Source organism: Pseudonocardia sp. C8 (assembly GCF_014267175.1).
Lineage (GTDB): Bacteria > Actinomycetota > Actinomycetes > Mycobacteriales > Pseudonocardiaceae > Pseudonocardia.
Window position 1 is genome coordinate 3,633,138 of sequence record NZ_JACMTR010000002.1, and the last position, 23,908, is coordinate 3,657,045.

Annotated in this window: 27 protein-coding genes and 8 tRNA genes; 18 read left to right on the forward strand and 17 right to left on the reverse strand. The window is 72.6% G+C overall.

The window, feature by feature from the left end:
- Position 1 precedes the first annotated feature (1 nt).
- The gene (locus H7X46_RS17305; protein WP_222131342.1) at positions 2 to 718 is read left to right on the forward strand and encodes a TSUP family transporter; all 717 of its coding nucleotides are present in this window, start codon (positions 2 to 4) and stop codon (positions 716 to 718) included.
- Positions 719 to 736: 18 nt separating this feature from the next.
- Positions 737 to 1,150, forward strand: coding sequence for a hypothetical protein (locus H7X46_RS17310; protein ID WP_186360396.1), 414 nt, complete (start codon positions 737 to 739; stop codon positions 1,148 to 1,150).
- Here H7X46_RS17310 and H7X46_RS17315 read toward each other — a convergent pair.
- The 4 genes from H7X46_RS17315 to H7X46_RS17330 all read right to left on the reverse strand — a co-directional run bounded on the left by H7X46_RS17315 (position 1,069) and on the right by H7X46_RS17330 (position 6,318).
- Entirely contained in the window at positions 1,069 to 1,923 is an 855-nt protein-coding gene (locus H7X46_RS17315; protein ID WP_186360397.1) for a BTAD domain-containing putative transcriptional regulator, read from the reverse strand. The two genes, H7X46_RS17310 and H7X46_RS17315, sit on opposite strands and share 82 nt — an antisense overlap.
- A gap of 107 nt (positions 1,924 to 2,030) precedes the next feature.
- Entirely contained in the window at positions 2,031 to 3,254 is a 1,224-nt protein-coding gene (locus tag H7X46_RS17320; RefSeq protein WP_186360398.1) for a serine hydrolase, read from the reverse strand.
- Positions 3,251 to 3,439, reverse strand: coding sequence for a hypothetical protein (locus H7X46_RS17325; protein WP_186360399.1), 189 nt, complete (start codon positions 3,437 to 3,439; stop codon positions 3,251 to 3,253). Before H7X46_RS17325 ends, H7X46_RS17320 begins: the two co-directional genes overlap by 4 nt.
- 65 nt (positions 3,440 to 3,504) lie before the next feature.
- Positions 3,505 to 6,318 carry an AAA family ATPase gene (locus tag H7X46_RS17330; RefSeq protein WP_186360400.1) on the reverse strand — a complete coding sequence of 938 codons (2,814 nt, stop codon included), beginning with the start codon at positions 6,316 to 6,318 and terminating at the stop codon, positions 3,505 to 3,507.
- A 201-nt stretch (positions 6,319 to 6,519) separates the two neighbouring features.
- Here H7X46_RS17330 and H7X46_RS30760 point away from each other — a divergent pair, with 201 nt between their 5' ends.
- Positions 6,520 to 8,694, forward strand: coding sequence for a galactose oxidase-like domain-containing protein (locus H7X46_RS30760; RefSeq protein WP_186360401.1), 2,175 nt, complete (start codon positions 6,520 to 6,522; stop codon positions 8,692 to 8,694).
- Between the two features lie 77 nt (positions 8,695 to 8,771).
- Here H7X46_RS30760 and H7X46_RS17340 read toward each other — a convergent pair whose 3' ends face one another.
- Entirely contained in the window at positions 8,772 to 9,155 is a 384-nt protein-coding gene (locus H7X46_RS17340) for a DUF5997 family protein (RefSeq protein ID WP_186360402.1), read from the reverse strand.
- 43 nt (positions 9,156 to 9,198) lie between these two features.
- Here H7X46_RS17340 and H7X46_RS17345 point away from each other — a divergent pair, with 43 nt between their 5' ends.
- The gene (locus H7X46_RS17345; protein WP_186360403.1) at positions 9,199 to 9,906 is read left to right on the forward strand and encodes a LysR family substrate-binding domain-containing protein; all 708 of its coding nucleotides are present in this window, start codon (positions 9,199 to 9,201) and stop codon (positions 9,904 to 9,906) included.
- A 79-nt stretch (positions 9,907 to 9,985) separates the two neighbouring features.
- Here the strand turns inward: H7X46_RS17345 and H7X46_RS29110 are convergent, their stop codons facing one another.
- On the reverse strand, positions 9,986 to 10,243 hold the full coding sequence (locus H7X46_RS29110) for a CocE/NonD family hydrolase C-terminal non-catalytic domain-containing protein (RefSeq protein WP_370588823.1): 258 nt from the start codon (positions 10,241 to 10,243) through the stop codon (positions 9,986 to 9,988).
- 26 nt (positions 10,244 to 10,269) lie between these two features.
- Entirely contained in the window at positions 10,270 to 10,926 is a 657-nt protein-coding gene (locus H7X46_RS29115; RefSeq protein WP_222131343.1) for a CocE/NonD family hydrolase C-terminal non-catalytic domain-containing protein, read from the reverse strand.
- A gap of 28 nt (positions 10,927 to 10,954) precedes the next feature.
- On the opposite strand from H7X46_RS29115, the gene H7X46_RS17355 reads away from it, so the two are divergent.
- Entirely contained in the window at positions 10,955 to 11,347 is a 393-nt protein-coding gene (locus tag H7X46_RS17355; RefSeq protein ID WP_222131344.1) for a TetR-like C-terminal domain-containing protein, read from the forward strand.
- Positions 11,348 to 11,362: 15 nt separating this feature from the next.
- Here the strand turns inward: H7X46_RS17355 and H7X46_RS17360 are convergent, their stop codons facing one another.
- From H7X46_RS17360 to H7X46_RS17380, 5 genes are all read right to left on the reverse strand, one after another.
- Entirely contained in the window at positions 11,363 to 11,506 is a 144-nt protein-coding gene (locus H7X46_RS17360; protein ID WP_186363004.1) for a hypothetical protein, read from the reverse strand.
- A 139-nt stretch (positions 11,507 to 11,645) separates the two neighbouring features.
- Positions 11,646 to 12,005 carry a DUF1636 family protein gene (locus H7X46_RS17365; RefSeq protein WP_186360405.1) on the reverse strand — a complete coding sequence of 120 codons (360 nt, stop codon included), beginning with the start codon at positions 12,003 to 12,005 and terminating at the stop codon, positions 11,646 to 11,648.
- A gap of 101 nt (positions 12,006 to 12,106) precedes the next feature.
- Positions 12,107 to 13,405, reverse strand: coding sequence for an amidohydrolase family protein (locus tag H7X46_RS17370; protein WP_186360406.1), 1,299 nt, complete (start codon positions 13,403 to 13,405; stop codon positions 12,107 to 12,109).
- Positions 13,406 to 13,459: 54 nt separating this feature from the next.
- Positions 13,460 to 14,221 (reverse strand): alpha/beta fold hydrolase, encoded by a 762-nt coding sequence (locus H7X46_RS17375; protein ID WP_222131345.1) that lies wholly within the window; start codon positions 14,219 to 14,221, stop codon positions 13,460 to 13,462.
- A 50-nt stretch (positions 14,222 to 14,271) separates the two neighbouring features.
- Positions 14,272 to 15,165 carry a fumarylacetoacetate hydrolase family protein gene (locus H7X46_RS17380; protein ID WP_186360407.1) on the reverse strand — a complete coding sequence of 298 codons (894 nt, stop codon included), beginning with the start codon at positions 15,163 to 15,165 and terminating at the stop codon, positions 14,272 to 14,274.
- Between the two features lie 120 nt (positions 15,166 to 15,285).
- On the opposite strand from H7X46_RS17380, the gene H7X46_RS17385 reads away from it, so the two are divergent.
- Positions 15,286 to 15,975: a FadR/GntR family transcriptional regulator gene (locus H7X46_RS17385; RefSeq protein WP_222131346.1), complete on the forward strand. Its 690-nt coding sequence runs from the start codon at positions 15,286 to 15,288 to the stop codon at positions 15,973 to 15,975.
- 318 nt (positions 15,976 to 16,293) lie between these two features.
- Here the strand turns inward: H7X46_RS17385 and H7X46_RS17390 are convergent.
- Positions 16,294 to 16,365: transfer RNA gene (locus tag H7X46_RS17390), tRNA-Val, on the reverse strand.
- 61 nt (positions 16,366 to 16,426) lie between these two features.
- Positions 16,427 to 16,849: a TIGR02611 family protein gene (locus tag H7X46_RS17395; RefSeq protein WP_370588824.1), complete on the reverse strand. Its 423-nt coding sequence runs from the start codon at positions 16,847 to 16,849 to the stop codon at positions 16,427 to 16,429.
- A 574-nt stretch (positions 16,850 to 17,423) separates the two neighbouring features.
- Here H7X46_RS17395 and H7X46_RS17400 point away from each other — a divergent pair.
- From H7X46_RS17400 to H7X46_RS17445, 10 genes are all read left to right on the forward strand, one after another.
- Positions 17,424 to 17,852 carry an SsgA family sporulation/cell division regulator gene (locus tag H7X46_RS17400; RefSeq protein WP_186360409.1) on the forward strand — a complete coding sequence of 143 codons (429 nt, stop codon included), beginning with the start codon at positions 17,424 to 17,426 and terminating at the stop codon, positions 17,850 to 17,852.
- Positions 17,853 to 18,005: 153 nt separating this feature from the next.
- Positions 18,006 to 18,078: transfer RNA gene (locus tag H7X46_RS17405), tRNA-Gly, on the forward strand.
- 49 nt (positions 18,079 to 18,127) lie between these two features.
- Positions 18,128 to 18,199 (forward strand) — tRNA-Cys (locus H7X46_RS17410).
- Between the two features lies 1 nt (position 18,200).
- Positions 18,201 to 18,275, forward strand: a tRNA-Val gene (locus H7X46_RS17415).
- Positions 18,276 to 18,435: 160 nt separating this feature from the next.
- Positions 18,436 to 18,508, forward strand: a tRNA-Gly gene (locus H7X46_RS17420).
- A 31-nt stretch (positions 18,509 to 18,539) separates the two neighbouring features.
- Positions 18,540 to 18,611, forward strand: a tRNA-Cys gene (locus tag H7X46_RS17425).
- Position 18,612: 1 nt separating this feature from the next.
- A tRNA-Val gene (locus tag H7X46_RS17430) sits at positions 18,613 to 18,687 on the forward strand.
- Positions 18,688 to 18,810: 123 nt separating this feature from the next.
- Positions 18,811 to 19,704: an SMP-30/gluconolactonase/LRE family protein gene (locus tag H7X46_RS17435; RefSeq protein ID WP_186360410.1), complete on the forward strand. Its 894-nt coding sequence runs from the start codon at positions 18,811 to 18,813 to the stop codon at positions 19,702 to 19,704.
- Positions 19,705 to 19,767: 63 nt separating this feature from the next.
- A tRNA-Gly gene (locus tag H7X46_RS17440) sits at positions 19,768 to 19,843 on the forward strand.
- Positions 19,843 to 20,334: an NUDIX hydrolase gene (locus H7X46_RS17445; protein ID WP_186360411.1), complete on the forward strand. Its 492-nt coding sequence runs from the start codon at positions 19,843 to 19,845 to the stop codon at positions 20,332 to 20,334. Before H7X46_RS17440 ends, H7X46_RS17445 begins: the two co-directional genes overlap by 1 nt.
- Here H7X46_RS17445 and H7X46_RS17450 read toward each other — a convergent pair.
- Together H7X46_RS17450 and H7X46_RS17455 are read right to left on the reverse strand one after the other, a co-directional pair.
- Positions 20,292 to 21,470: an oxygenase MpaB family protein gene (locus H7X46_RS17450; protein WP_255426664.1), complete on the reverse strand. Its 1,179-nt coding sequence runs from the start codon at positions 21,468 to 21,470 to the stop codon at positions 20,292 to 20,294. The genes H7X46_RS17445 and H7X46_RS17450 overlap by 43 nt on opposite strands.
- A 93-nt stretch (positions 21,471 to 21,563) precedes the next feature.
- Positions 21,564 to 22,430, reverse strand: a complete 867-nt coding sequence (locus tag H7X46_RS17455; RefSeq protein WP_186360413.1) for an SDR family oxidoreductase — start codon at positions 22,428 to 22,430, stop codon at positions 21,564 to 21,566.
- A gap of 71 nt (positions 22,431 to 22,501) precedes the next feature.
- Between H7X46_RS17455 and H7X46_RS17460 the strand changes: the two genes are divergently transcribed.
- The gene (locus H7X46_RS17460; protein WP_186360414.1) at positions 22,502 to 22,993 is read left to right on the forward strand and encodes a pyridoxamine 5'-phosphate oxidase family protein; all 492 of its coding nucleotides are present in this window, start codon (positions 22,502 to 22,504) and stop codon (positions 22,991 to 22,993) included.
- Here H7X46_RS17460 and H7X46_RS17465 read toward each other — a convergent pair.
- On the reverse strand, positions 22,990 to 23,397 hold the full coding sequence (locus H7X46_RS17465; protein WP_186360415.1) for a hypothetical protein: 408 nt from the start codon (positions 23,395 to 23,397) through the stop codon (positions 22,990 to 22,992). The genes H7X46_RS17460 and H7X46_RS17465 overlap by 4 nt on opposite strands.
- Positions 23,398 to 23,470: 73 nt before the next feature.
- On the opposite strand from H7X46_RS17465, the gene H7X46_RS17470 reads away from it, so the two are divergent.
- Positions 23,471 to 23,722 carry a type B 50S ribosomal protein L31 gene (locus H7X46_RS17470; RefSeq protein ID WP_186360416.1) on the forward strand — a complete coding sequence of 84 codons (252 nt, stop codon included), beginning with the start codon at positions 23,471 to 23,473 and terminating at the stop codon, positions 23,720 to 23,722.
- Positions 23,723 to 23,908 lie beyond the last annotated feature (186 nt).

The following is a 23,908-nucleotide window of genomic DNA, read 5'->3' on the forward strand; positions in this document are numbered from 1 at the left end:
CGTGGACGCCGTACTCGTCGCCGTCGTGCTGGTCGCGGTGGCCGCGGCGTTCGTCGTGTCCGCCTCGGCCGGCTTCGGCGGCAGCCTGATCCTGGTGCCGGCGCTGGCGTTGCTGCTCGGCACGAAGCCGGGTACCGCACTGGCGGCGCTGCTCCTGGCCTCGAACAACGTCGTGAAGGTGTGGGCCTACCGCACGACGATCCCGTGGCGGAGCGCGGCACTCGTGGTGCTGCTCGTCGCGGTCGGGGCCGCGCTGGGGGCGCTCGCGTTCGTGGCGGTGCCGGACGACGTCGTGACGATCGCGGTCATCGTCACGTTCGTCCTCGCGTTCGTCGCGGAGCGGTTCGACCTGACCCGGCTGCGGCGGCTCGGCGCGGGCGTGCTGGCGTTCGGGTCGGGGGCCACCTCCGGGTTCGCCGGGACGTCGGGCCCGCTGAAGGGGCTGGCGGTGCGCAGCCTCGACCTGGACCGCCGGTACCTGGTCGGCGCGCTGTCGCTGGCGTCGCTGGTCGGTGACGTCACCAAGACCGCGATCTGGACCGAGGCCGGACTCATCCCGTTCGACGGCTACCTGCTGGCGCTGGCCGCGGTGCCGCTCATGTTCGGTGCCACCTACTTCGGCCGGCACCTCAACTCCAAGCTGGGCGAGCGCGGCTTCACAGGACTGTTCTGGCTGGTCATGATGGGGTACACGGCACGGCTCGTGGCCGGCCTCTGAGCGACCGGAGGGTGCGGAATGGCCGAGCCCACCCGGTCCGGTGCGGCTCGCCGGGCCGGCGTGCTGATCGCCCTCGCGGTGGCGTCCGGTGGCGCGTGCGGCGACGAACCGGGGGGCGGGCAACCCTCCGGTGTCACCGGGGTCGCGGTCGTCGACGTCGGCTGCCCGACGCTCACCACGGCGGAGGCCTGCCCGACCCGCCCGCTCCCGGCGCACGTGCGGATCACCGATCCCGGCTCGTCGGCGACGGTCGCCGAGGTCCGGACGCCGCCCGACGGGACGTTCCGCGTCGAGCTGGCACCCGGGCAGTACCGGCTGCACGCGACCACGGTCGACGGCCGGCCCCTCCCCTACGCCGAACCGTTGACCGTCGAGGTGCCGGAGGGTCGCTTCACGCCCGTCACGATCCGGTTCGACTCCGGTGTCCGGTAAGGGGCCCCGGCCCGGCCGCCGTCGTGGTCCAGCCGGTCGACGTGCGCCGTGATCAGGTCGGTCAGCCGGGGCGACGGGTCGACACCGAGCTCGGCCCGGACCAGGGCGTGGAAGGCGCGGTAGTGGCGGACGGCCTCGCCGACGTTGCCCTCCGCGAGGTGTAGCACGAGGAGCGTGTGATGGGCGCTCTCCCGCAGCGGCTCCAGCCGGATCGACTCGAGCGCGGCGGTGATGCCTTCCGCGTAGCGCCCGCGGACCCCGAGCTGCGTCGCGGCGATGTCGAGCGCGTGCAGGCGGAGCTGGCGGAGCCGTTCCCGCTCGTCGACGACCCAGTCCTCGTACCACCCTGGGAGCAGGTCGCCGTGCGGGCCGTCCGGCGTCAGCTGTGCCTCCCCCGCCGTGGGTCGTTCGATCAGCCGCCGCGCCCAGTGGATCACCGCCGTCACGTCGACGTGGACCTCACCGCCGAGGCCCAGGTGTCCACCCCGGATCTCGACGAGGCCGGGGTCGATCCTCCGCAGCTTCCACAGCGCGGTGCGCAGGCTCCCGCAGGCCCGGGCCTCGGGCACGTCGGGCCACAGGGTGCCGGAGGCGACGGCGCGCGGCAGCTCGCCCCGCAGGCCGAGGAGGGCGAGGAGCCGCCGGCACACCACGCACGGGTGGACGTCCACGCCCTCGACCACGAGCCGGAAGCCGTTGACCAGGATCAGACGGATGCGTCCGGCCGGTGGTGCCGGCTCACCCGCGGCCGGCCGCGTCCCCGCGAGTGCCATGGCAACCCCCTGGAGTCCTGCCGGGGTCCTCGCGGTGGGTGCGCGGGCCGTTACCCGCAGCGGTCGACGTCCGGCGGGGTGTGACGGCAGCCGGCCGGCGCGGGCTCCTACCGGCCCGCGGTCGCCAGCTCGGCGATGATCGTCCTGGCCATCTGCGCCGCCGGGTCCTGGCCGTCCGGCGACGGTGCGAGCGAGGTCCACACCACGACGCTGATGTCGCGCTCGGGGTCGTACCCGGCAAAGGTGTTGAACCCGGGCAGCTCCCCGGTGTGGCCGTAGAAGCTCCCGAAGCTCGCGAGCGCGAGGCCGTAGCCCGGCCCCTCGGGGGCGGCGGGGTCGACCGGCCGGACGCTGTCGAGCCGGGCCTTCTGCAGCTGCGGGCCGAGCAGCTCGCCGCCGACCAGCGCACGCACGTAGCGGGTCAGGTCGTCCACGGTGGAGATGCCGGCGCCCGCGCTCCACGCCCAGGACGGGTTGGTGAAGGTGACGTCCATCGGCGCGAGGGTGCCGGCGCGGGCCGCGGCCTGCGTCTCCGGCGGCAGCACGTTGGAGTCGATCGTCTCGACGAAGGTGCCGTAGGTGTAGCCCTCGGGATGCGGGTCGGGCAGGGCGGCGGAGGTGAGCGCGGGGAAGGAGGACCCGGTCATGCCGAGCGGGCCGAGGATGCGCCGCTCGATCTCCGTCCCCAGCGGGTTGCCGGTGACCTGCTCGACGATCCGGCCCAGCAGCGCCGTGTTGGTGTTGGAGTAGTAGAACCCCTGGCCGGGCGGGAACTCGACCGGCAGCGCGAGGCCCATCCGGATGAGCTCCTCGGGCTGGAACACCGTGCCCGGGTCGGCGTCGATGCGCCGGTTCAGCTCCGGGTCGGTCGTGTAGTTGCCCAGCCCGCTGCGCATGGTGAGCAGCTGCTCGATCGTGATGTTCCGTCCGTTCGGCACGTCCGGCCGGTAGGTCGCGACGGGATCGTCGAGGCGGAGCCTGCCCTCGTCGACGAGCTGCAGGACGACCGTCCCGGTCCAGGTCTTGGTGACGCTGCCGATGCGGACGTGGTCACCGACCTGCACCGGGTCAGTGCCGCGGTAGGTGCGGGTGCCGAGGGTGGTGGTCCAGTCGCCCAGCTCGGGCGAGCGGACCTCGACGACGGCGCCGGTCACCAGCAGGTCGCGGGCGAGCTGCTCCAGCTGCGGCTGCAGGGCGACCCCGTAGTCGGGTGTCGCGGCGGCGGGGGCGGCCTGCGCGGCGCAGGCGCCGGTCGCCAGCAGGGTGACGGCCGCCGACAGGGCGGCCAGGGCCCGGCGCCGCCGGGCGGGGGCATCGACACGCGTGGTCATGGTCCGGACCTCTCCTCGGGCGGGGATGCGGGCGGCGCGGCGGCGAGCAGTCCGTCGATCGTGGCGACCAGGCCCATCCAGCCGGCGAAGTCGCGGGAGCGGCCCTGCTCGTCGCGGGCGCACCCGACCGGCGACTCGCCGTCGAGCCGGATCTCCAGGCGGATCACGCTCGCCCTGCCGTCCATCCGGCCAGCCTCCGCCCTGCCGCGCCCCGCGGGACCCGGGAACACCCCAGACGGCACCCCAGTGTTCAGACGGCGGCGAGCGCGGCGGCCAGCTGGTGGCGGGAGGAGATACCCAGCTTGCGGTAGGCGTGCGACAGGTGCAGCTCGACCGTCTTCGGGGTGACGAACAGCGCCTGCGCGATGTCCCGGTTGGTCGCGCCGCGCGCGGCCAGGTCGACGACGCGGCGTTCGCTGGCGGTCAGCGAGCCCGGACCGGTCGAGGCGGTGGTCCGGGCCCGCCCGCCGGCGGCGTGGAGCTCCGCGCGGGCCTGCTCGACCAGGCCTCCGGCCGAGCACGCCTGGGCCAGCTCCACCGCCCGGCGCAACGGCTCGCGGGCCTCGCGCACCCGGCCGGCGCGGCGGAGCCCGGCGCCGAGCGCGGCCACGGCCCGGGCGTGCTCGAGCCGGGCCGGCGAACCGTCGGCCGTCTCGACCGCCTCGCGGAGGTCGTCGAGGCCGCGGTCGCGGCGCAGCGTCCCGAGGGCCCGCAGCGTGCGCGCGACGGTCCCGGGCGCGCCCCAGGCCCGGGCGAGCGCCAGCTCGTCGGCGAGCAGGGCGAGCGCCTCCTCCCGGTGGCCGAGGGCGTCGAGCGCAACGGCCTTCAGCGAGCGCCACGGCGTGTCGATGGGGTGGCGCAGGAACCCGAACCGGTGGGCGAGGTCGTCGGCCACCGGCAGGGCCTCGGCGAACCGGCCCTCGGCGACGAGCAGCTCCAGCTCGGCGTGGCACCAGTAGCGGGCGGCCTCGGAGCCGTCGCCGGGGTCCCGGGAGCGTTCCAGCGCGCGGCGGGCACCGGTGAGGTCGCCGCGCTCGCGCAGGACAGCGGACAGGAACGCCGCCCCGTGCACGTGCGCGGCCACGTCGCCGAAGCCCCACCGGACGAACTCGTCGAGCCCGCCGCGGACCGACCGCTCCGCCTCGGTCAGGTCCCCGCCCCGCAGCAACCCGAACCCGCGCCACAGGCTGACCGCGGCCTTGTCCAGCAGCGATCCGCGCCGGTGCGCCTCGCCCAGCGCGGCGTCCATCGCGTCCGGCGCCGCGTCGCTGTCGGCGAGCACCAGGGTCACGAGCGCGGTCATGCCCAGCAACGCGAAGTCGGCGGCCAGCAGGCGGCCGCCGGCGAGTGCCCGCAGCGACAGCTCCGCGCACCGGTCGCCCGGCCCGCCGGCGTAGGCCCATTCCTGCCCGACCACCGCGGCGAGCATCCGCGCGCCCGGACCGTCGCCCACCGGCCGGGTGCGGTACGGCGCGAGCCGGGCCAGGCCCGCGGGGTTCCCGCCGCCGAAGAACACCGCCATCAGCTCGAGCGCCAGCAGCGCGGCGCGGCCGTCGTCGTCATCCGGCGGCAGCCGGTCCGCCGCCCGGCGCGCCAGCTCGGCGGCCGCGGCGGGATCACCGGTGAACAGCAGGCCCCGGCCCAGCAGCTGCGCCACCTCGGCGCGGCGGCCGGGCTCGACCACGGCGTCGTACGCCTGGCGGAGGTGCGCGACCGCGTCCGGCCCGGAGATCAGCAGCTCCGCGCGCCCGAGCTCCCGCAGGACGTCCGCGCGCAGCGGTCCGGGCGGGGGTTCGGCGAGCGCCCGCCGCAGGTGCTCGACGGCGCTGTCCGCGGCACCCCGGCGGGCCGCCGTCCGGGCGGCCTGCAGCGCCGTGTCCACCACCCAGCCGTCGCCGCGCGGCGGGACCGCCAGCAGGTGGACGGCGACCTGCTCGGCCGGCGCGTACCGCGCGGCCAGCAGCCGCGCGGCCCGCGCGTGGGCCTGCGCCCGCGCGACCGGCGTGACGTCCTGGTACACGGCGTCGCGGACGAGCGGGTGCACGAACTCCGCCAGCGGCTCGGCGCGCAGGATCTCCGCACGCACCAGCGCGTCGACGGCCGGGCCCCGCCGCTCCTCGCCGACCCCCGCGAGATCGGCGACGAGCGACAGGTCGGCGCCGTCACCCAGCACCGCGGCCGCCCGAGCCGTGCGCACCGCGACGTCGGGCAACCGGGCGAGGCGCACGAGCACCGACCGTGCCGCGGCGCGGGGCCCGACGTCGGCGACCATCCGCAGGTGGCTCGCGTCCGGGCGGGCGCCCTCGGCCGCCAGTGCCCGGACGAGCTCGTGCAGCAGCAGCGGGTTGCCGCCGGTCGCGGCGTGGCAGGCGGCGGTGAACGCCGGGTCGGTGGCACCCTCGGCCGCCCCGCCCAGCTGCGCACCGAGCAGCGCGGCCGTCGCCGCCTCGCTCAGCGGCCGGGGCCGCACGGACACCGTGGACGGGTCGGCGGCCAGCTCACCGAGCACCGCCGCGTCGACCGCCCGCTCGGCCGGTCGGACGGCGGCCGCGACGAGCACCGGCAGCCCGTCGAGCCGTCGCGCCAGGTAGGCGAGGAAGCGCAGGGACGCGGCGTCGCACCAGTGCAGGTCGTCGACGACGACCGCGAGGGGGCCGTCCGCGGCGAGGTTCGCGGTCAGCCAGTACAGGCCGTGCAACGCGGCGAACGACGGGTCCCGCGCGGAGTCGGCGGGCTCGACGACGATGTCGAAGACCTCGCGGGCCGCGGCCGCGGCGCCGGACAGCGCCCGGGCCTGCGCGGCGGGGTCGGCGAGCACCGGTTCGAAGAGCTGCCGCACGACGCCGAACGGGAACGTCCGCTCCAGCGCTCCGCCGTGGGCCGCCAGCACGCGCAGACCGGCGTCCGCCGCGCCGCGGCGCGCGGCGGCGAGCAGACCGGTCTTGCCGATACCGGCCGGGCCCTCCAGCAGCAGGACGCACGCCTCGCCGTCCGCGACGGAGCGGATCGCCGCGTCGAGCGCGGCGATCTCGTCCTCGCGTTCGAGTAGCAGCGGTGGCGGCATTCCCCCACTCCGAGGCGTCGGGCGGCCGGCCCGCGGCGCGCCGTTGCGTGGTGGCAACGGACGAGTGTTGCCCATCCGGGACGGGCCGGTCGAGGTCCGTCGCACCCGGCAGCCGTCCCGGCACGGGCTGCGACCGGGTAACGGCACAGGCGATCCGCCCGAGTAACCGGACCGGGACGGTGAGCGACCACCGGAGGCACCGTGAGCACGATCGACGACAAGCACGCCCAGCTCGGTGGCAACGCCGGGGTGCTCGGCGCCCCGGTCGGAGCGGAGTTCACCACGGCCGACGGGATCGGCCGCGCCCGCCACTACCAGCGGGGATCGATCTACCAGCTACCGGGCGTCGGGGCGCACGCGGTCCACGGGGCGATCATGGTCAAGTGGTCCGCGCTCGGGCTGGAGGCCGGACCGCTCGGCTACCCGCTGACCGACGAGACCACCACCCCGGACGGCGTCGGCCGCTTCAACCACTTCCAGCACGGATCGATCTACTGGACCCCGGCCACCGGCGCCCACGAGGTGCACGGCGCGATCCGGAACCGATGGCAGGCGCTGGGCTGGGAGCAGGGCATCCTCGGCTACCCGCTGACCGACGAGACCGCCACCCCCGACGGGATCGGTCGCTACAACCATTTCACCGGCCAGAACGGGTCGATCTACTGGCATCCCGCCACCGGCGCCAACGAGGTCTACGGGATGATCAAGCAGCGCTGGGCCGAACTGGACTGGGAGCGGGGCCGGCTCGGCTACCCGATCAGCGGGGAGATGCCGACCCCGCACGGGTTCGGCCGGGTCAGCCGGTTCCAGGGCGGCGAGATCTACTGGGACGCCGGCCGCGGCCCCTACGAGGTGTGGCCGCCCCCGCCGCCGCCCGTGTGCTCCGGCCCGCTCGAGGGGTCGTGGCAGGTCGCCCCGATCGACTCGGTGGTCGTCGGGGTGCACGCGGTGCTGCTGCGCACGGGCAAGATCCTCTTCTGGAACTACCTGGACCCGCCCGGCGAGCACGAACCCTCCGCACCGCAACCCCACGGCGAGTCCGCGGTCGTCAACCTCGCCAACGGCAACCGGCAACGGCCCCAGCAGGCGCCCGGGAACCCGAACCTGTTCTGCGCCGGCCAGTCCCTGCTCGCCGACGGCCGGGTGCTCGTCGCGGGCGGTGAGCGCGAGCAGGCACACGTCGACGCCCTGCACACGTTCACACCGGGCGGCGGTTCCGGGGGCAGCTGGCAACGGGTCGGGACGCTGGCGACCGGCCGCTGGTACCCGACCTGCGTGACCCTGCCCGACGGCCGGGTGCTGATCCTCGGCGGCAAGAACTGGCGGGCGGGCCAGCCGGCCGGGAACGCGCACACCTACGAGGTCTACGACCCGGACGGCGGCGGGCTCGCACCGCCGAAACCCGCACCCGTGCTCGCCGAGGCCGCCGGCTTCGACACCTACCCGTTCGTCTTCGTCCTCCCGAACGGGACCCTGCTCATGCACGCCGGCACCCGCACCCGCTTCCTCGATCTGGCGACGATGCAGCACACCCCGACGGCCCTGGACGCCGCTGCCCGCCCGGGCCGCAACGGCCGGACCTACGGCATGGAGGGCACCAGCGTGCTGCTGCCGCTGCTGCCGGACAGCACACCGGCGTACCGGGCGCGGGTCATGCTGATCGGCGGCGGGGGCGCCCCACCGGTGGACATGCGCACCGAGGCGACCCGCAGCTGCGAGCTGCTCGACCTCGGCACCGCGAGCCCCGCCTGGACGCTGACCGCGCCGATGACTCAGCCGCGTGTCATGCCGGACGCGGTGCTGCTGCCCGACGGCACGGTGTTCGTCGCGAACGGCAGCAGCAGCGGGTACGCCGACAACGGCGCCAACCCGGTCTACCCGGCCGAACGGTACGACCCCGCGACGGACACCTGGCTGTCGGCCTGCACCATGGCCGTCCCGCGCCTCTACCACGCGACCGCGCTGCTGCTCCCCGACGGCCGGGTCCTCACCGCCGGCACCGACTCCCAGTGGAACCCCGACCCGTTCCACCACTCCGAGCTGCGGATGGAGCTCTACAGCCCGCCCTACCTGTTCCGCGGGCCCCGGCCGGCGATCGACCAGGCACCGCCAGAGGCCGGCTGGGACGCGGAGATCGCGGTGTCCGTCTCCGGTCCGGCCGTCACGCAGGCCTGCCTGATCCGGTGCGGCTCGTCGACCCACTCGTTCAACTCCGACCAGCGTCACGTCGGCCTGACGATCGTGTCCCGAACCGGTGGGACCGTCGTGCTCCGCACGCCGCCGAACGGTTTCGTGGCGCCGCCGGGGTACTACCTGCTGTTCGTGCTCAGCGGCGCGGGGGTGCCGTCGGTGGCGGCGATGATCCGGCTCGGCTGACGCCCGTGATGCGGCGGACGACACTCGCCCCGCGCCCGCATCCCCGACCGGCGGGCCCGGTCCTCCCGGGATGCGGGCTACTTGCCGGCCCCGGACCGCTCGGCCCGCAGCCGGGCCTCCTCGCGCTGGGCCTCGGCCCGGATGCTGCGCTCGCGGAGCAGCCACTCCGGCTGCTCCTCCTTCAGCGCCGCGATCTGCGCGGTCGTCAGCGGCTCGGTGATCCCCGCACGGGCCAGACCGGAGATCGACACCCCGAGCCGGTCGGCGACGACCGGCCGAGGATGCGGGCCGTTGCGCCGCAGCTCGCGCAACCACTCCGGCGGATCGGCCTGCAGGGCGTCGAGCTCGTCGCGCGAGACCACGCCGTTCCGGAACTCGTCGGGCGTCGCGTCGAGGTACACGCCGAGCTTCTTCGCCGCCGTCGCGGGCTTCATCGTCTGGGTGGACCTCTGGCGCGTCATATGCCCACGGTATCGGTGCCGGACCGGCCGATAGCCTGGGCCGGTGACCGAGCCCGCCGACACCGCGTCCTTCCGGCTCGGCTATGTCCCGGGCGTCACGCCGGGCAAGTGGGCACGGATCTGGGCCGAGCGCCGCCCCCACGTCCCGCTGGAGCTGGTCCCGGCGACCACGGACGAGACCGTCGAGCAGGTCCGGACCGGCGCGCTCGACGCCGGCGTGGTCCGGCTGCCGATCGACCGCACCGGGCTGCACGCGATCCCGCTCTACACCGAGACCACCGTGGCCGTCGTCCCCAAGGGGCACCTGCTCACCGCGGCCGAGGAGGCCACGGCCGAGGACCTGGCCGACGACATCGTCCTCCGGCCCCAGGACGACACGCTCGACTGGCCCGCCGACCGGCCGGGACGGCCGGCGGCATACGACCCCGCCACGACGGCCGAGGCGATCCCGCTCGTCGCCGCGGGCGTCGGCCTGCTGATCATCCCCCAGTCGCTGGCCCGCCTCCACCACCGCCGGGACCTCACCTACCGGCCGCTGACCGACGCTCCGAGGTCGAGTGTCGTGCTCACCTGGCCGGACGCGGAGAACACCGACCTGATGGAGGAGTTCATCGGGGTCGTCCGCGGGCGCACGGTAAACAGCTCCCGCACGCCGCGGCGGGAGGGGAGCTCGGCAGCGCCGACCCCCACCGCCGGGAAGAAGGCCACGGCCCGGCGCCGTCCAGCTCGGCGCGGTAGGCACCGCCGCTGACCTCGCGCGGACGAGGACCTCCGCACCGAGCGACGGCGTCTGCTTCGCCACGAAGGCGACGGTCGATCTCGAGCGTCGATCAAACCGGTGAGGGGATGACGGGCAGGAGGATCGACGTGCCGGCGGCCGGTCCGGTGTGGATGGTGGTGGTGCCGTCGAAGGTTCCGGCCGGTCGGTCGTCGGGGTCGTCGTGAACGAACACACCGTTGCCGCGCTGCTCGATCCCGTACACGACCGGCCAGGGACCGTCACCGGGCATCTCGAAGTCGCGGCCGGACAGCGTGACCCCGATGCGGAATCCGGCCGGGACGACGATCGAGGTCGGCCAGATCTCCACGTCCAGATCGACGGCGGCGCCGGGAGTCAGCGGGAGCCTCCGCGTGTGGGGTGCCAGGGGCGATGCGGCAGGCTCCGCTGCTCGTCGATCTCGCGGTGGGAGGCGCGGAGCCAGCCGACGCCGAGCACACCGTGCGGGTCGATCGCCGAGACCAGGGACACCTCGTTGCCGTCCGGATCCTGCACGCGCAGGGTCACGAACAGGTCGGCGTCGGTCGTCGAGGAGGCGAGCCGGACCCGGGCGGCGGCCGGACCGGTGATCTCCAACTGCTCGCTGAGCGGGTCGGTCCAGAAGTCGGCCCCGGGACCGAGAGCGGCGAAGTCGACGGTGTGGTCGGTGTCGGGTCCGGTGGTCGTCAGCGAGCCGGTACCGGCGTCGAGATGGAACGAGGTCCATCGGGTGCGGGCCAGTGGCCATTCCTGCTCGTCGCGTTCCTCGAAGGAGCCGTCGACGTGCTGGACGTTCAGCCGCACCGGGGGCTGGTCCTCCCACCCGGTCGCGTCACCCTTGAGGAAGTGACCGAAGAACCGCTTCTGCAGGCCGACGCCGTAGTCGGTGTAGAACTCGGCGAAGTGCTCGTTGCCGTGCACCTCGAGCCACTTCTGCTGTGAGCCCACGGCGAGATAGCCCTCGAAGTTCCCGCGGGTGTGCAGGTGGTGCGCCCAGTTGGCCGACGACAGCACCGGCGCCTCGATGCGGGAGAGGTCCGGTGTGCGTGCCCGACTGAACGCGTCGAGCAGCTCGCGGTTCTTCGCCTCCTCGATGGTGTGTACCCGGTTCGCCGCCGGCGACGACCCGGACACGCGACAGGCCCGCGACCGCTACTGGGCCTCCCGCTACGAGCGGGCCCGGCAGATGATCACACGCGCCGTCGACCGCGGTGAGCTCGCGGACACCACCGATCCCCGGCTCGTCCTCGAGATGCTCGTGGGCCCCGTGCACTTCAAGGCCGTTCTCACCCGGGAAGCGATCGACCCGGGAATGCCCCGTCGCCTGGTCGACGCCCTGCTGGACGGTGTCGCCCGGTCGACGCCCGCGACGGACGACCAAGATGGCGACAACCCGGACGACGGGCCGGCGGGCGCAACGGCGGTGCCGCGGTGAGCCGGGAATCGTCCGTCAGCCGCGACCGCCGGTGCAGCGCCCCGAGGCGCGGGTCCTACGGCCGGGGCGACGAGGTGATCGGCGGGCCGGAGTCCCGGAGTCCAGCACCCCGGCGTAGTCGGGCAGCTCGACGCCGTTCGCGCGCTCGATCAGCTCCATGTCGAACTCCGCGTCCGGCTCGGGAGCCTGGAGGCTCCGCAGATGGTGCGAACCTGCGGGGCCGGGATCCCCTGACAACGGTCACGACGTTCGGGGACTCGGAGGAATGCCCACGCGGAACGTGGCGCCGCGGTCGTCGTCAGCGGGAGCGCAGTATGGGCCGGCGTTTGAGGGTGACCGAGCTGACCCGGTCTTCGAGCTCGGCCGGGATCTCCCATTCCGGTGGTGTGCCAGAAGCGGACTCCTGGTGGGAATGTGCAGCCTTGATCAGTGAATCGGCGTGCTGGCTACTGAGGCCAGTGAACCGGATGCGGGCCTTTCCGGGTGCATCGACGGCGGCGACGCCGTCGTCCGGGCATCCGCCGAGGCACTGGACGTAGCGCAGGTGGATGTCGTCGATGGCGGGGTTCTCGTGGAGCGCCTCGGTGAGCGCGACGCTGAATCGTCCGTTCTTGTCCGTGTCGTAGCGGGGGCAGGTGCGGCAGACCAGCAGCGACATTGCAGTCCTTTGCGAAGGGCTGTTCCGGGGTTGACCGAGACCGAGGTGAGCCGCCCGGCACCAGGCGATGCCGGGCGGCTCGATGACCAACGGTTCGGGACTCAGACGGACGCGGGTGCCTGGTTGCGGTCCGGGTTGCCGGGCTGCGGCGGCGGGGTTGCACCGGTGTCCTCGCTGGCTTCCTTGTGGAACGTGCCGTCCTTCATGATGTAGTTGATCTTCGAGTTGTCCTGCAGGACGGTGATGTCGGCCAGCGGGTCACCGTCGACGAGGAGCAGGTCGGCGAGGTAGCCGGGCTGGACCTTGCCGAGCTCGTCGGGCTGGAGCATGATCTCGCCGCCCCACGCGGTGGCGGAGATGATCGCCTCCATCGGGGTGAACCCGAGCAGCTCGACGAAGTGCTCGAGGTCGCGGGCGTAGGTGCCGTGCGGTGTCCATGCGAAGCCGTAGTCGCCTCCGGGGAGGATCTTGATCCCGCGCCGGTGCATCTCCCGCAGGCCCTCGATGGCCACGTCGAGTTCCTTCTTGTAACCGACGGCCTCGGCCGCCTCCTGCGGGAAACCGAAGGACTCGGCTTCGTAGAGGGTGGCGACGAGCCAGTTGATACCCGGGGCGACGAACACCCAGTCCTTGTTCGCCTCGAGCATGTCCATGCCCTCGGCGTCGGTGAAGCTGGCGTGGTAGATGATGTCGACCTTGTTCCGGACGCACATCTTCACGCTCTCCGCCGACCGGGCGTGGGCGCAGACCCGCTTGCCGCGCCGGTGGGCCTCGGCGACGGCGGCGGCGGTCTCCTCGTCGGAGAAGTAGGTGTCCTCGGCGCGTTGGGTGCCGGTGATCTCCTCGCCGGTCATCGACAGCTTGATCTGGTCCACGCCGATCTCGATCAGCTCGCGGACGGCCTTGCGCATGCCCTCGGGTCCGTCGGCGAACTTGGTGATCCCCTTGACCAGCGCCCCACCGGTGACCGCGATCTCCGGGCCGTTGGCCAGGTAGCGGGGGCCGGGGATGCGGCCCGCGTTGATGGCGTCGCGGCAGACGACGTCGAGGCGGTCCTTGGCCGAGGCCGCGCCCAGGCACATGGTGTAGCCGGAGTCGATGTAGGTCTTGGCCGACTCGATCGCGAAGAGCAGGTGTTCCTCGACCGGCAGGGCGCCGAGGCCGTCGAGGTCGGCGGAGTTGTTCCAGGTGAAGTGCGTGTGGGCGTCGCACAGGCCGGACATCAGCGTCCGCCGGCGCCCCTCGACGACCCGCGCGCCCTCGGCGGCGGCGGTCTCGACCGAGCCGACGGCGGCGATGCGGTCGTTCTCGACCAGGACGTCACCCGGGTAGGGGTCGGCGCCGGTGGAGTCGAGGATCGACACGTTGCGGAACAGGGTCTTGCTGGTCGTGGTGGGCATCGTGCCCCTCCTCTTCCTTGAGGCTCTCAGACCTGGACTTCTACGTCGGGACGTTCAGAGGAACTTGAGCAGGTGGTCGGTGACCGGTCCGGCCGCTTCGAGCGCGGTCCAGTGCCCGACGCCGGGGAGGATCTCCACGGTCGCCGAGCCGTGGGCGTCGGCGAGTTCGTGGCTGGCCTCGGGCGGGCCGACCTTGTCCGTGTCGCCGGTGATCAGCAGCAGCGGCAGCGCCGGGTCGATCGGGCCGGGGTCGGTGGCGGCGGCCAGCGCCTCGCAGTTGCGGGCGTAGCCCTCGGGGTCCTGCCGCATGACCAGTTCGCGGACGAACGCGGCGACCTCGGGCTTGTCCTTGTGGGTCGTCTCGGACAGGGCATTGGCCACCACGCCGGGGGCCACCGCGACGGTGCCCTCCGCGCGCAGGGTGGCGGCCCGGTCGCGCTGGGCCTGACGCCCGGCCTCGGCCGGCTCACGGACCGCGCCGAGCAGCGCCAGGGAGGTGACCTTCTCCGGGTGGCGGGTGGCGAACTCCCGCACCACCAGGGTGCCCATCGAGTGGCCGACGACCGCGGCCTGCGCGACCCCGGCCGCGTCGAGCACCGCGGCGAGGTCGTCGGCGTGCGAGTCGATGCTGATCTCGTCGCTCACCTCGGACCGGCCCGCGCCGGCGGAGTCGACCCGGATCACGGTGCGCGATCCGGCCAGCGCGTCGGCCTGGACCTGGTAGAAGTTCGACGTCCCGCCCAAACCGTGTACGAACAGGACTGCGGGGCCCTCGCCGGTGATCTCGACAGCCAGTTCCTTGCCGTTGACCTTCACAACTCTCCCTCGCGTTCTTGTCTGTTGGGGGTGTGCCGGGGCGTACGGGCTCAGACGATGTGGTTGCGCTGGCGGCCCAGGCCGGTGATGGCGACTTCGATGACGTCGCCGGTGATCATGAACTTCGGTGGGTCGTACCCGATCCCGACCCCGGCCGGGGTTCCGGTGGCGATGATGTCGCCGGGAAGCAGGGTGATGCCGGCCGAGATGGTGGCGATCAGCTCGGGGATGTCGAAGATCAGGTCCTTGACCGGGGCGGACTGGCGGGGTTCACCGTTGACCCAACTCTCGACCTGCAGGGTCGTGACATCGTCGATCTCGTCGGCGGACACCGCGTACGGACCGAGCGGGCAGTGGGTGTCCAGCGACTTGCCCAGCAGCCACTGCTTGTGGTTGCGCTGCAGGTCCCGGGCGGTGACGTCGTCGACGACCGTGTACCCCCACACGTGATCGAACGCCGCCTCACGGCTGATCCCGCGTCCACCGGTCCCGATGATCACGCCCAGCTCGGCCTCGTAGTCCAGCTCCGCGGTCACGCCCGGGTGGGCGAGGATGTCGTCGACGGGGCCGGTGACCGAAGTGGTCGCCTTGGAAAACACCACCGGGTACTCCGGCAGCGCCTCGGAGCGGTCCGGCTGGTCGTATCCGGACCGGCCGAACTCCGCGACGTGCTCGCGGTAGTTCTTGCCGACACAGAAGATGTTGCGCCGCGGAGTCAGCGGGGCGCGCAGCCGCACCGAGTCCAACGGCTGCGGCACCAGCTTGGGCGTCCGCTCGGCCAGGACGGACTCCCACGCAGCCCAGTCCCCGATCAGCTCGAGGACGCCTGCGCCCGGCGGCAGCAGCTCCGTCACGTCGCGGACCTCACCCGCATCGGCATCGACCACGCCGACCCGGGGCGCGGCCTCGGCGGAGGGGTCGATGGAGAAGGTCACCAGCTTCATCGCGGCACCAATCTGAACCAATAGAACCAATGTGGTCGAGAGACGACCGTACGCCCACCAGGCATAGCTGTCGAGCTCCTGATCTCATCGGCCTCGACACCGAGATATTGGTCTTGATTGGTGACAGACAGCGGCTATGGTGTGACCATGCAGACCGTGGAGCAGTCCCTCCGCGCGCTCCTCACCGAGGGAGCGCGCGACGGACGTTTGGGCCCGGGGTCGAAGCTGCCCACCGAGCGTGCGCTGGTCGCCCAGCTCGACGCCCCGCGCAGCGCGATCCGCCGCGCGCTGGAGGTCCTCGAACGCGACGGCGTCGTCGTCCGCCACGTGGGGCGCGGGACCTTCCTCACCGAGGTGGCCGTGCAGCAGGTCGACGGTGCTCCGGCCGACACCAGCCCGGCCGAAATCATGCAGGTCAGACTGCTGCTCGAGCCTCAGGTGGCCGGGCTCGCCGCCCAGGTGGCCACCCAGGCCGACCTCGACCGCATCACCGAATGCCTCACGGGCGGTGGCGCCGCCGCCGATTTCGAGGGTTTCGAGTCATGGGACGCCAGGCTGCATCGTGCGATCGCCAAGGCCGCACACAACGGACTGCTGATGAACATGTTCGACGTCGTCAACACGGCTCGGGCACTGCCGGTGTGGGGCACTCTGAAGCGACGCACCTCCAACGCCGAGCGCCGCCGCTGCTACCACGAGGAGCACACCTCGATCGTCGACGCGCTGCGCGACCGCGATCCCGACGCCGCGGAGGCGGCCATGCGGCAGCACCTCGAACACGTCTCGAACAACCTGCTCGGGCGCCACTGACGTCATCGCTGACCCGCCGGACGAGCGAATGCGAGTTCCGCAGCTCATCGGGGTCGCCATCCATCGTTCTCCGGGCAGCCCGTTCCGGGTGTCCGCCCCATCGACGGCACCGAACCTGGGAAGCGGTCGTTCAGCACAACAGTGACCGCATCCTGCGGGCGCTCGACGACCACGAGGACGACGACCCGGACGACGGCGGAGCGGTACCGGCTCCGGTCCGAGGGCACTGCTCCGGGAATGCTCCGGGAGCGAGCCCATGAACGGCGAAACCCCTGGTCACGTCCGGCTCTGCGGGCCTGTGACCAGGGGTTTTGACTGTGGGCGATACTGGGATCGAACCAGTGACCTCTTCGGTGTGAACGAAGCGCTCTCCCCCTGAGCTAATCGCCCTCAGCGGTGACACGTACTCTACACAGCCCGCCCCACCGCCGTTCACGGGGGTCGACCGTGATCACCGAGGCGGGCCGTGCGGCGGGCGCGCGGTCGGCCCCATCAGGTGCTTCAGCGGCGACTCGAGCCACGGCCAGTCGAGCCCGACCCAGCCCCCGACGGTGTCGAAGACCCCCATCAGCCAGGCGAACACCGCGACGGTCCCGAGGATCGCCGTCATGACGAGCAGCTGGACCACGCGCCGCTGCCGGCCCATCCAGGCCACCCAGGCGTCGTACTTCACCCGGACCCAGTGCAGCAGCCGCTTGGCCCAGTGGAACTCGGCCGCGAGGATGCCGAGCCCGGCGAAAATGATCACCCAGCCGGGCCCGGGAGCAGGCAGTGCGATGATGCCGACGAGCAGGACCGCGGTACCGAGGACACCGGCCGTCACCCGGTAGGCCATGTCCAGCACGGGGTTGCGCGCGACGCGGGCCCGGAACACGCGGTAGCGGACCTTGACCCGCCGGAACCAGGCGCGAAGGCCCGCGTACCGGTGCCCCTTCCGACCGCCGGACTCCTGCGCTCCGGTGTCGTTCTGCTCCGTTGTACTCAGGTCTCCACCTGCCCAGCCGCGACTACTGCCGACCGCGGACCGCACCGCTACGCCCGATCGGGGACGACACATCGGGGTCCGCTCCCGGGCGATGCTACTGACAACCGCCGGACCACTCCCGGGAGGACGCGAGACGTTCCGCCGGACGTCACCGGATCGTCCCCGTGACCGGGCGGCGGTGCGCCCCGCCAACGGCGTGAACATTCGCCGACCACGGCACCCTTCCTTGATCGATCGAGACTCCGATCGGAGTAACTGAAGCGCGGCAGTTGCCTCACACGCTAGGACGGCTGGGTGCACGTTCAGCCCTATCGGCGCAGCGGCGAGTTACACGGATGTGACTCGATCGGGCGTCATCCCGTGGTGATCCACGTTGATGCGCACCGAACCCGTCACCCCGGGCCCGCCTGGCTCGTTCTCCCGACTGACGCCCCACGCGACGCCCCAGAAAGAGGATGACCCGATGCGCGACGAGTCCAAGACGATCCGAGCGACGGCCATGTTCGAGCTCATCGCTCCGGACGCGCCGGTCGTGCCCGTGAAGGTCGAGCTGTCCTACACGAGCCGCGATCCCTACGCCGTCCAGGCGTCGTTCCGGACCGGACACGACACCACCGTCGACTGGGTCTTCGCCCGCGACCTGCTCGCCGACGGCCTGGTCGACTCGGCCGGCACCGGCGACGTCCGGGTGCAGCCGATGAGTGACGACCCGACCCGGATCGAGCTCGAGCTCACCTCCCCCTCCGGGCACGCCCTGTTCACCACCTCGGCGCAGACCCTGTCCGACTTCCTGCAGGCGACCTACGACGCGGTCCCGGCCGCGTCCGAGTACTCGTGGCTCGACTTCGACGCCGCGCTCGCCGACCTGCTCGACACCACCGCCCGGGACTGAACCGGCGCGTCCCGCCGCCCGGGCGGAGTCGATCTCCGCACCTGAGAGGACACCCGGCGGCGGACAGGGGGGCCGATGCTCCTTCCTCGGGGCGAGTGCTAGTGTTCTCTCACCGCACCGCGGACGGGCGAGAGCCCCGAACACGGTGCACGTGCGGACGTAGCGCAGCTGGTAGCGCATCACCTTGCCAAGGTGAGGGTCGCGGGTTCGAGTCCCGTCGTCCGCTCGGAGGAACGGCCCTGAGCCGGGACCTTCCAGCAGAGCCCCCGGGCTCTGGCGGAGTGGCCGAGTGGCTTAGGCAAGGGCCTGCAAAGCCCTGTACGCGGGTTCGATTCCCGCCTCCGCCTCGCGCGATTAGCTCAGCGGGAGAGCACTACCTTGACACGGTAGGGGTCACTGGTTCAATCCCAGTATCGCGCACCACCAAGATCCCCGGGCCCACGGTCCGGGGATCTTCGCGTTTCCGGCCGCGTTCGCTCCGAGCGCCCGCGACCACCCCCCTCGCACACCGCGACGGACCGTGCGCTATCGTTGACCCCAACGCACCGGGAACGAGCGGCACACACTCGGGAACGGTACGAATGCGGACGTAGCGCAGCTGGTAGCGCATCACCTTGCCAAGGTGAGGGTCGCGGGTTCGAGTCCCGTCGTCCGCTCGGCCGGGTCTCGATCACGAGCCGGGTATCCGGCGGCGTGGCCGAGTGGCTTAGGCAAGGGCCTGCAAAGCCCTGTACGCGGGTTCGATTCCCGCCGCCGCCTCGCGCGATTAGCTCAGCGGGAGAGCACTACCTTGACACGGTAGGGGTCACTGGTTCAATCCCAGTATCGCGCACCACTGACGAATCCCCGGACCACGAACGGTCCGGGGATTTCTTCTGTTCCGGACCCGGCGCGCCTTGACAGCCCGCGCAGACCTGTGATCATGCGCGCAGTCGTCTCGCCGCATGTCGGAGGAACCATGGCTCGCGAGCTCACCACCGTCGTCCCGGACCTCACGTTCGCCGAGAGCCCGCGCTGGCACGACAACCGCGTCTGGTTCGTCGACTTCTACACCCACCGCGTGTACTCCGCCCTCGAGGACGGCGGCGATCTGCGGGTCGAGGCCGAGGTCCCGCAGCAGCCGTCCGGGCTGGGCTGGCTGCCCGACGGGCGCCTCCTGACCGTCTCCATGCGCGACGCGAGGGTGCTGCGCCGGGAGGCCGACGGTGCGCTCGTGACGCACGCCGACCTGAGCGCGCACGTCGGCGGCCACCTCAACGACATGGTCGTCGACGCCGACGGTCGCGCCTTCGCGGGGAACTTCGGTTTCGACCTCATGTCGGGTGCCCCGCTCGCGCCGGCGGCGCTGCTGCGGATCGACCCGGACGGCACCGTCACCCCGGTCGCCGACGACATGTGGTTCGCCAACGGCTGCGTCCTGACCGACGATGGCCGGCTGCTGGTCGCCGAGACGTTCGGCAACCGGATCAGCGCGTTCGACGTCGGCGTGGACGGCTCGCTGTCGAACCGCCGGACCTGGGCGGGGTTCGGGGAGCTTCCCACCGAGACCGACGTGCCCTCCGCACTCGGCCAGCTCGTCGTCGCTCCCGACGGATGCTGCCTGGACGCCGAGGGGGCGCTCTGGGTCGCCGACGCGCTCGGCAACCGGCTGCTGCGACTCCGGGAGGGCGGCGAGATCCTCGACGAGATCGACACCGGCACCGGTGTCTACGCCTGCATGCTCGGCGGCGCCGACGGCCGCACCCTGTTCGCGTGCACCGCGCCCGACTTCGCCGAGGAGGCCCGGCGCAACGCCCGGGAGGCCGCCCTGGTGGCGGTGCGGGTGGACGTCCCGCACGGCGGACGCCCCTGATCCGGCGGTCACGGCACCGTGCGCTAGTGTCCCCCTGCACGCACCGGGGATCCCGGAGCGACTGCGGACGTAGCGCAGCTGGTAGCGCATCACCTTGCCAAGGTGAGGGTCGCGGGTTCGAGTCCCGTCGTCCGCTCCATGACGACACACTCGGTCGCGGTGGTCGGCGTCGTCGTCGCCCCCGGCGGGCACGTCCTCGCCACCCGCCGGCGCGACGACGGCCGGTGGGAACCACCCGGCGGAGTCCTCGAGCCCGGCGAACGGTTCGAGGACGGCGTGATCCGCGAGGTCCGTGAGGAGACCGGGCTGACGGTCCGCGTCGAGCGGCTCACCGGCGTCTACAAGAACCTGGTGCGTGACGTCGTCGTCCTCGTCTACCGCTGCTCCCCCGTCTCCGGCACCCCGGGTCCGCGGGAGGAGACGAGCGCCGTCGAGTGGATCGCGGCGGAGGAGGCCGTCCGGCGCATGCCACCGGCGTTCGCCGTCCGGGTCACCGACGCCCTGTCCGGCGGTCCGCCGGCCTCACGGGCGCACGACGGCCACGACGTCGTCCCGGACCGTGTCACGCCGCACGACGGCCCCGGTTCTCAGGACGAGGGCGTGAGCCCGGTCGGCACCTGCCACTCGTAGCGGCGGCCCGAGTTGGTGAGCCGCAGGCCTCCCTTGAACACGGCCGTGCCGAGCGTGCCCGCGAGCTCGGCGGTGGGCGGAACCGTGTCTCCGACCGTGTCGTAGCCGGACGTGAGGCCCGACCCGGCTCCGACACCGGCCTGGACGAAAGCGTCCGAGGGCGGCACCTGCACCAGGTCGGCGGTCTCGTCCCCGGCCAGGTGCCTGATCAGCGTCGGACCGACGCCTGCGAAGGCCGGGCCCGGCAACACCTCACGGATGAAATCGAGTACGCCCTCGGTCAGAATCGTGCCCGCCTCCGATTCCGCTTGCTGGCGTCGCAGGATCGTGTCGAAGAGCGCCGCTCCGTCGTCGAAATCGGTGGGGTTGAGTCGCGAATCCACTCCCATGACGTGGCCGATGACTTGCCAGGTGTGGAAGAACGCATTCCGTTCGTCGACGGTGAGGTCGATTCCCAGCCGGTGCAGGCCTCTCGGGACGACGACCGAGAAACTCATCAACGTGCCGGCGAGATCCTCCTGGTTGACGGGGATTCCCCAGTCGGGGTTCCACTCGTCGTCACGCGAGAGGTGGTACCGCATCGTGGCGTGCAGCAGGCGGATCTTCTGGGCCGAGCGCAGTCCGTGCGCGTTCTCGCCGAGCCCACCCTTCTCGAGGACGTCGACGAGGAACTGCGACGTCTCCATCAGGCGCCGGTACACCCCGGAGGTGAGGCGTTGCGAGCGCCCGAGGACCTGGGCGCCGTCGGCGCAGCTGTAGCACAGCGGCAGGGACGCGCACAGCAGGACGGTGCTCATCTGGGGTTGGTAGCGGCCCAGCAGGGCGCTCCCGCGGTCGACGAGTGCCGGATCCGCCCACTCGGGCAGTACCGCGATGTCGTCGAAGTAGACACGCAGGCTCTCCGGCAGTCCGGGCGGGGTGCCGGCGCTGTTCCGCCCGAATTCCCTGAGGACCTGCCGGACGTGCTCGGCCTGACCCGACGCGTAGACGTCGGAGATGGCGGAATCCGCCGGTGGATCGCCGGTCCGGCGCATCTCGTCCAGCAGGCTGCCGGTCCACGGACTATTGGCCACGCTCACGTTGCCCCCGATCGGCGGGTGAGTCATTGGACCATGCAGACTAGCAGGGCACGGCATATGCACACAATGCGTCGGGGAATTCGTGGAGCATTCTCACCGGCCGGGCGGCGACGAGATTCCGTTCCCCCCGTCACCGGATCCGGGCGCCGTTCACGATGACCGGGAGTCGCCACCGTGCTCCGGCCGCACGTCGGCAGGCCGCCACCCGTTGCGGTACCGCGCGAACCCGCCCTCCGAGTCGATCACCTGCCCGGTGATCCAGTACGCCTCGTCGGTGCACAGCCACGCGATCAGGCGGGCGGGGTCGTCGGGCTCCCCGAAGCGGCCGAACGGGAACATCGGGGCCATCGCCCGGAAGGCCTCCGGTCCCAGGTAGCCGGTGTCGACCGGGCCGGGGTTGACCGTGTTCACCCGGATCCGGCGGTCGGCGAGCTGGTCGGCCAGGGTGAGCGTGACTCCGGCGACTGCGGCCTTCGCGGCCGCGTAGGCGACCTCGCCGGGCATCGGGCCCAACGCCTGACCCGAGGTCATCATGACGATCACACCACCCGGCCGGGCGTCGTCGTGCACGGCGGCGAAGGCCTGGGCCAGCAGGATCGACGCCCGGGCATCGACCGCCCAGTGCCGGTCCAGCTCCTCCCCCAGATCGCCCAGCGGACCGTCCGAGCCGGACAGCGCCTGGTTCGCGACGAGCAGGTCGAGCGGGCCGGCCACATCCCGCGCCGCCTCGACGACGCGCCGCGGCTCGGCAGGGTCGGAGAGGTCGGCGTGGAGATCGGCGACGACGGCATCCTCGGTCGCGCGGTGCCCGCGGACCTCCGCGACGGCGGCACCGACGTCGTCGGCACCCCACTCCTGAGCGGCGTCGTGCGGTGCGAAGTGGTGGACGACGACGCTCGCGCCGTACGCGGCGAGCCGGCACGCGGTCGCGTGCCCGATCCCTCCGCGCCTGCCGCCGCCGGTGACGAGCGCGGTGCGGCCCCGCAGCGGGATCGGGTCGCGCCGGAGCGTGCTCATGAACCCGTGCCTATCCGACCTTCCGGACGCGCGCGACCGATTTCGTCGGTGTCCTCCCCTACGGTTCCGCCATGACGACCTGGACGGAGTTCGTGGCAGGGGCGCCCACGATCTCCGACGTCTTCCGGCGCCGCCACTCCGCGACCGGCAACCTGTGCCTGCTCGGCACGCTGCGCGCGGACGGGTTCCCGCGGATATCCCCGATGGAGCCCCGGATCTTCGAGGGCGAGCTGTGGCTGGGCGGGATGCCCGGCACGCGCAAGTTCGCCGACCTGCAACGGGACCCGCGGTTCACCCTGCACACCGCCACGGTCGACACCCAGGTGTCCGACGGTGACGCCAAGATCTGGGGCACGGCGCGTGACGTGCAGGACCGGGACCTGCACCAGCGGTTCGCCGAGGCCCTCTACGCCGAGATCGGGCTCGACCTGCGCGGGCAGGAGTTCGGCTACTTCCCGGCCGCGGACGTGCTCGGCGCGTCCTGCGTGCAGATCGTCGACGGCCATCTCGACATCACGGTCTGGCGCGCGGGCGGCGCCGAGGAGGTGGTCCGCAAGCATTAGCCGCGGGCGGGCTCCCGGGCGATCGCGCAGCGCAGCCGTGCGGGAAGCGCCGTCGGGTCCGGTGCTCCCCCGCCCTGCAGCCAGCGCGTGACGGCACGGACGTCGGCGGTACAGCGCACCGGGCCGACGGCGACCACCGGCGACGCGGGCCGGCGCCGGCCGGCGTCACAGGCCTGCACGAGCAGCATCAGTCCGGGTTGCCGGGTCGCGCAGACCCCCGGCCCGAGCCGGCAACCGGACGTCACCAGCAGCCCGTGCGGGCTGTCCCGGACGACCGCGCGCAGGCCCTCGAACAACACCTCGTCGACGCCGGCGAGCGCGGCGACCGTGCCGCACCCGTCCTCGTCGAACCCGGAGGGCATGTGCGCGCAGCTGCCGCACCGGACTGCCGTGAACCCGTCCATGACACCCTTCCTGCAAACCGAAACCATTGTCGTTTATCCTCGACGGTAGCAGTCGAACGCGCAGGAGGAACCCGTGAAGCCCGGCATCCACCCCCCGTACGGCCCGGTCGTCTACCGCGACATGTCCACCGGGGACCAGTTCGTGACCCGGTCCACCGAGACCTCGACGGAGACGGTCGAGTGGCAGGACGGGAACACCTACCCCCTGGTCAGGGTCGACATGACGGCGGCGTCGCACCCGTTCTGGACCGGCAACGCCCGGGTGCTGGACTCGGCCGGGCAGGTGGAGAAGTTCCGCAGGCGGTTCGGAGAGCGGCGACGCTGAGTCAGGGCTCGCGCCGGCGCCCCGTCGCGGGCGCTGCGATGCCGACCGGTGGCGGGACGGCAGCGCGCGTTGCGACATCGACGCGCTGGCGAGCCGGTGAGGGGCGCTGCGACATCGACGCGACGGCGAGCCGGTGAGGGGCGCTGCGGCACCGCCGGCGTGGCGAACCGGTGACGGCACTGCGGC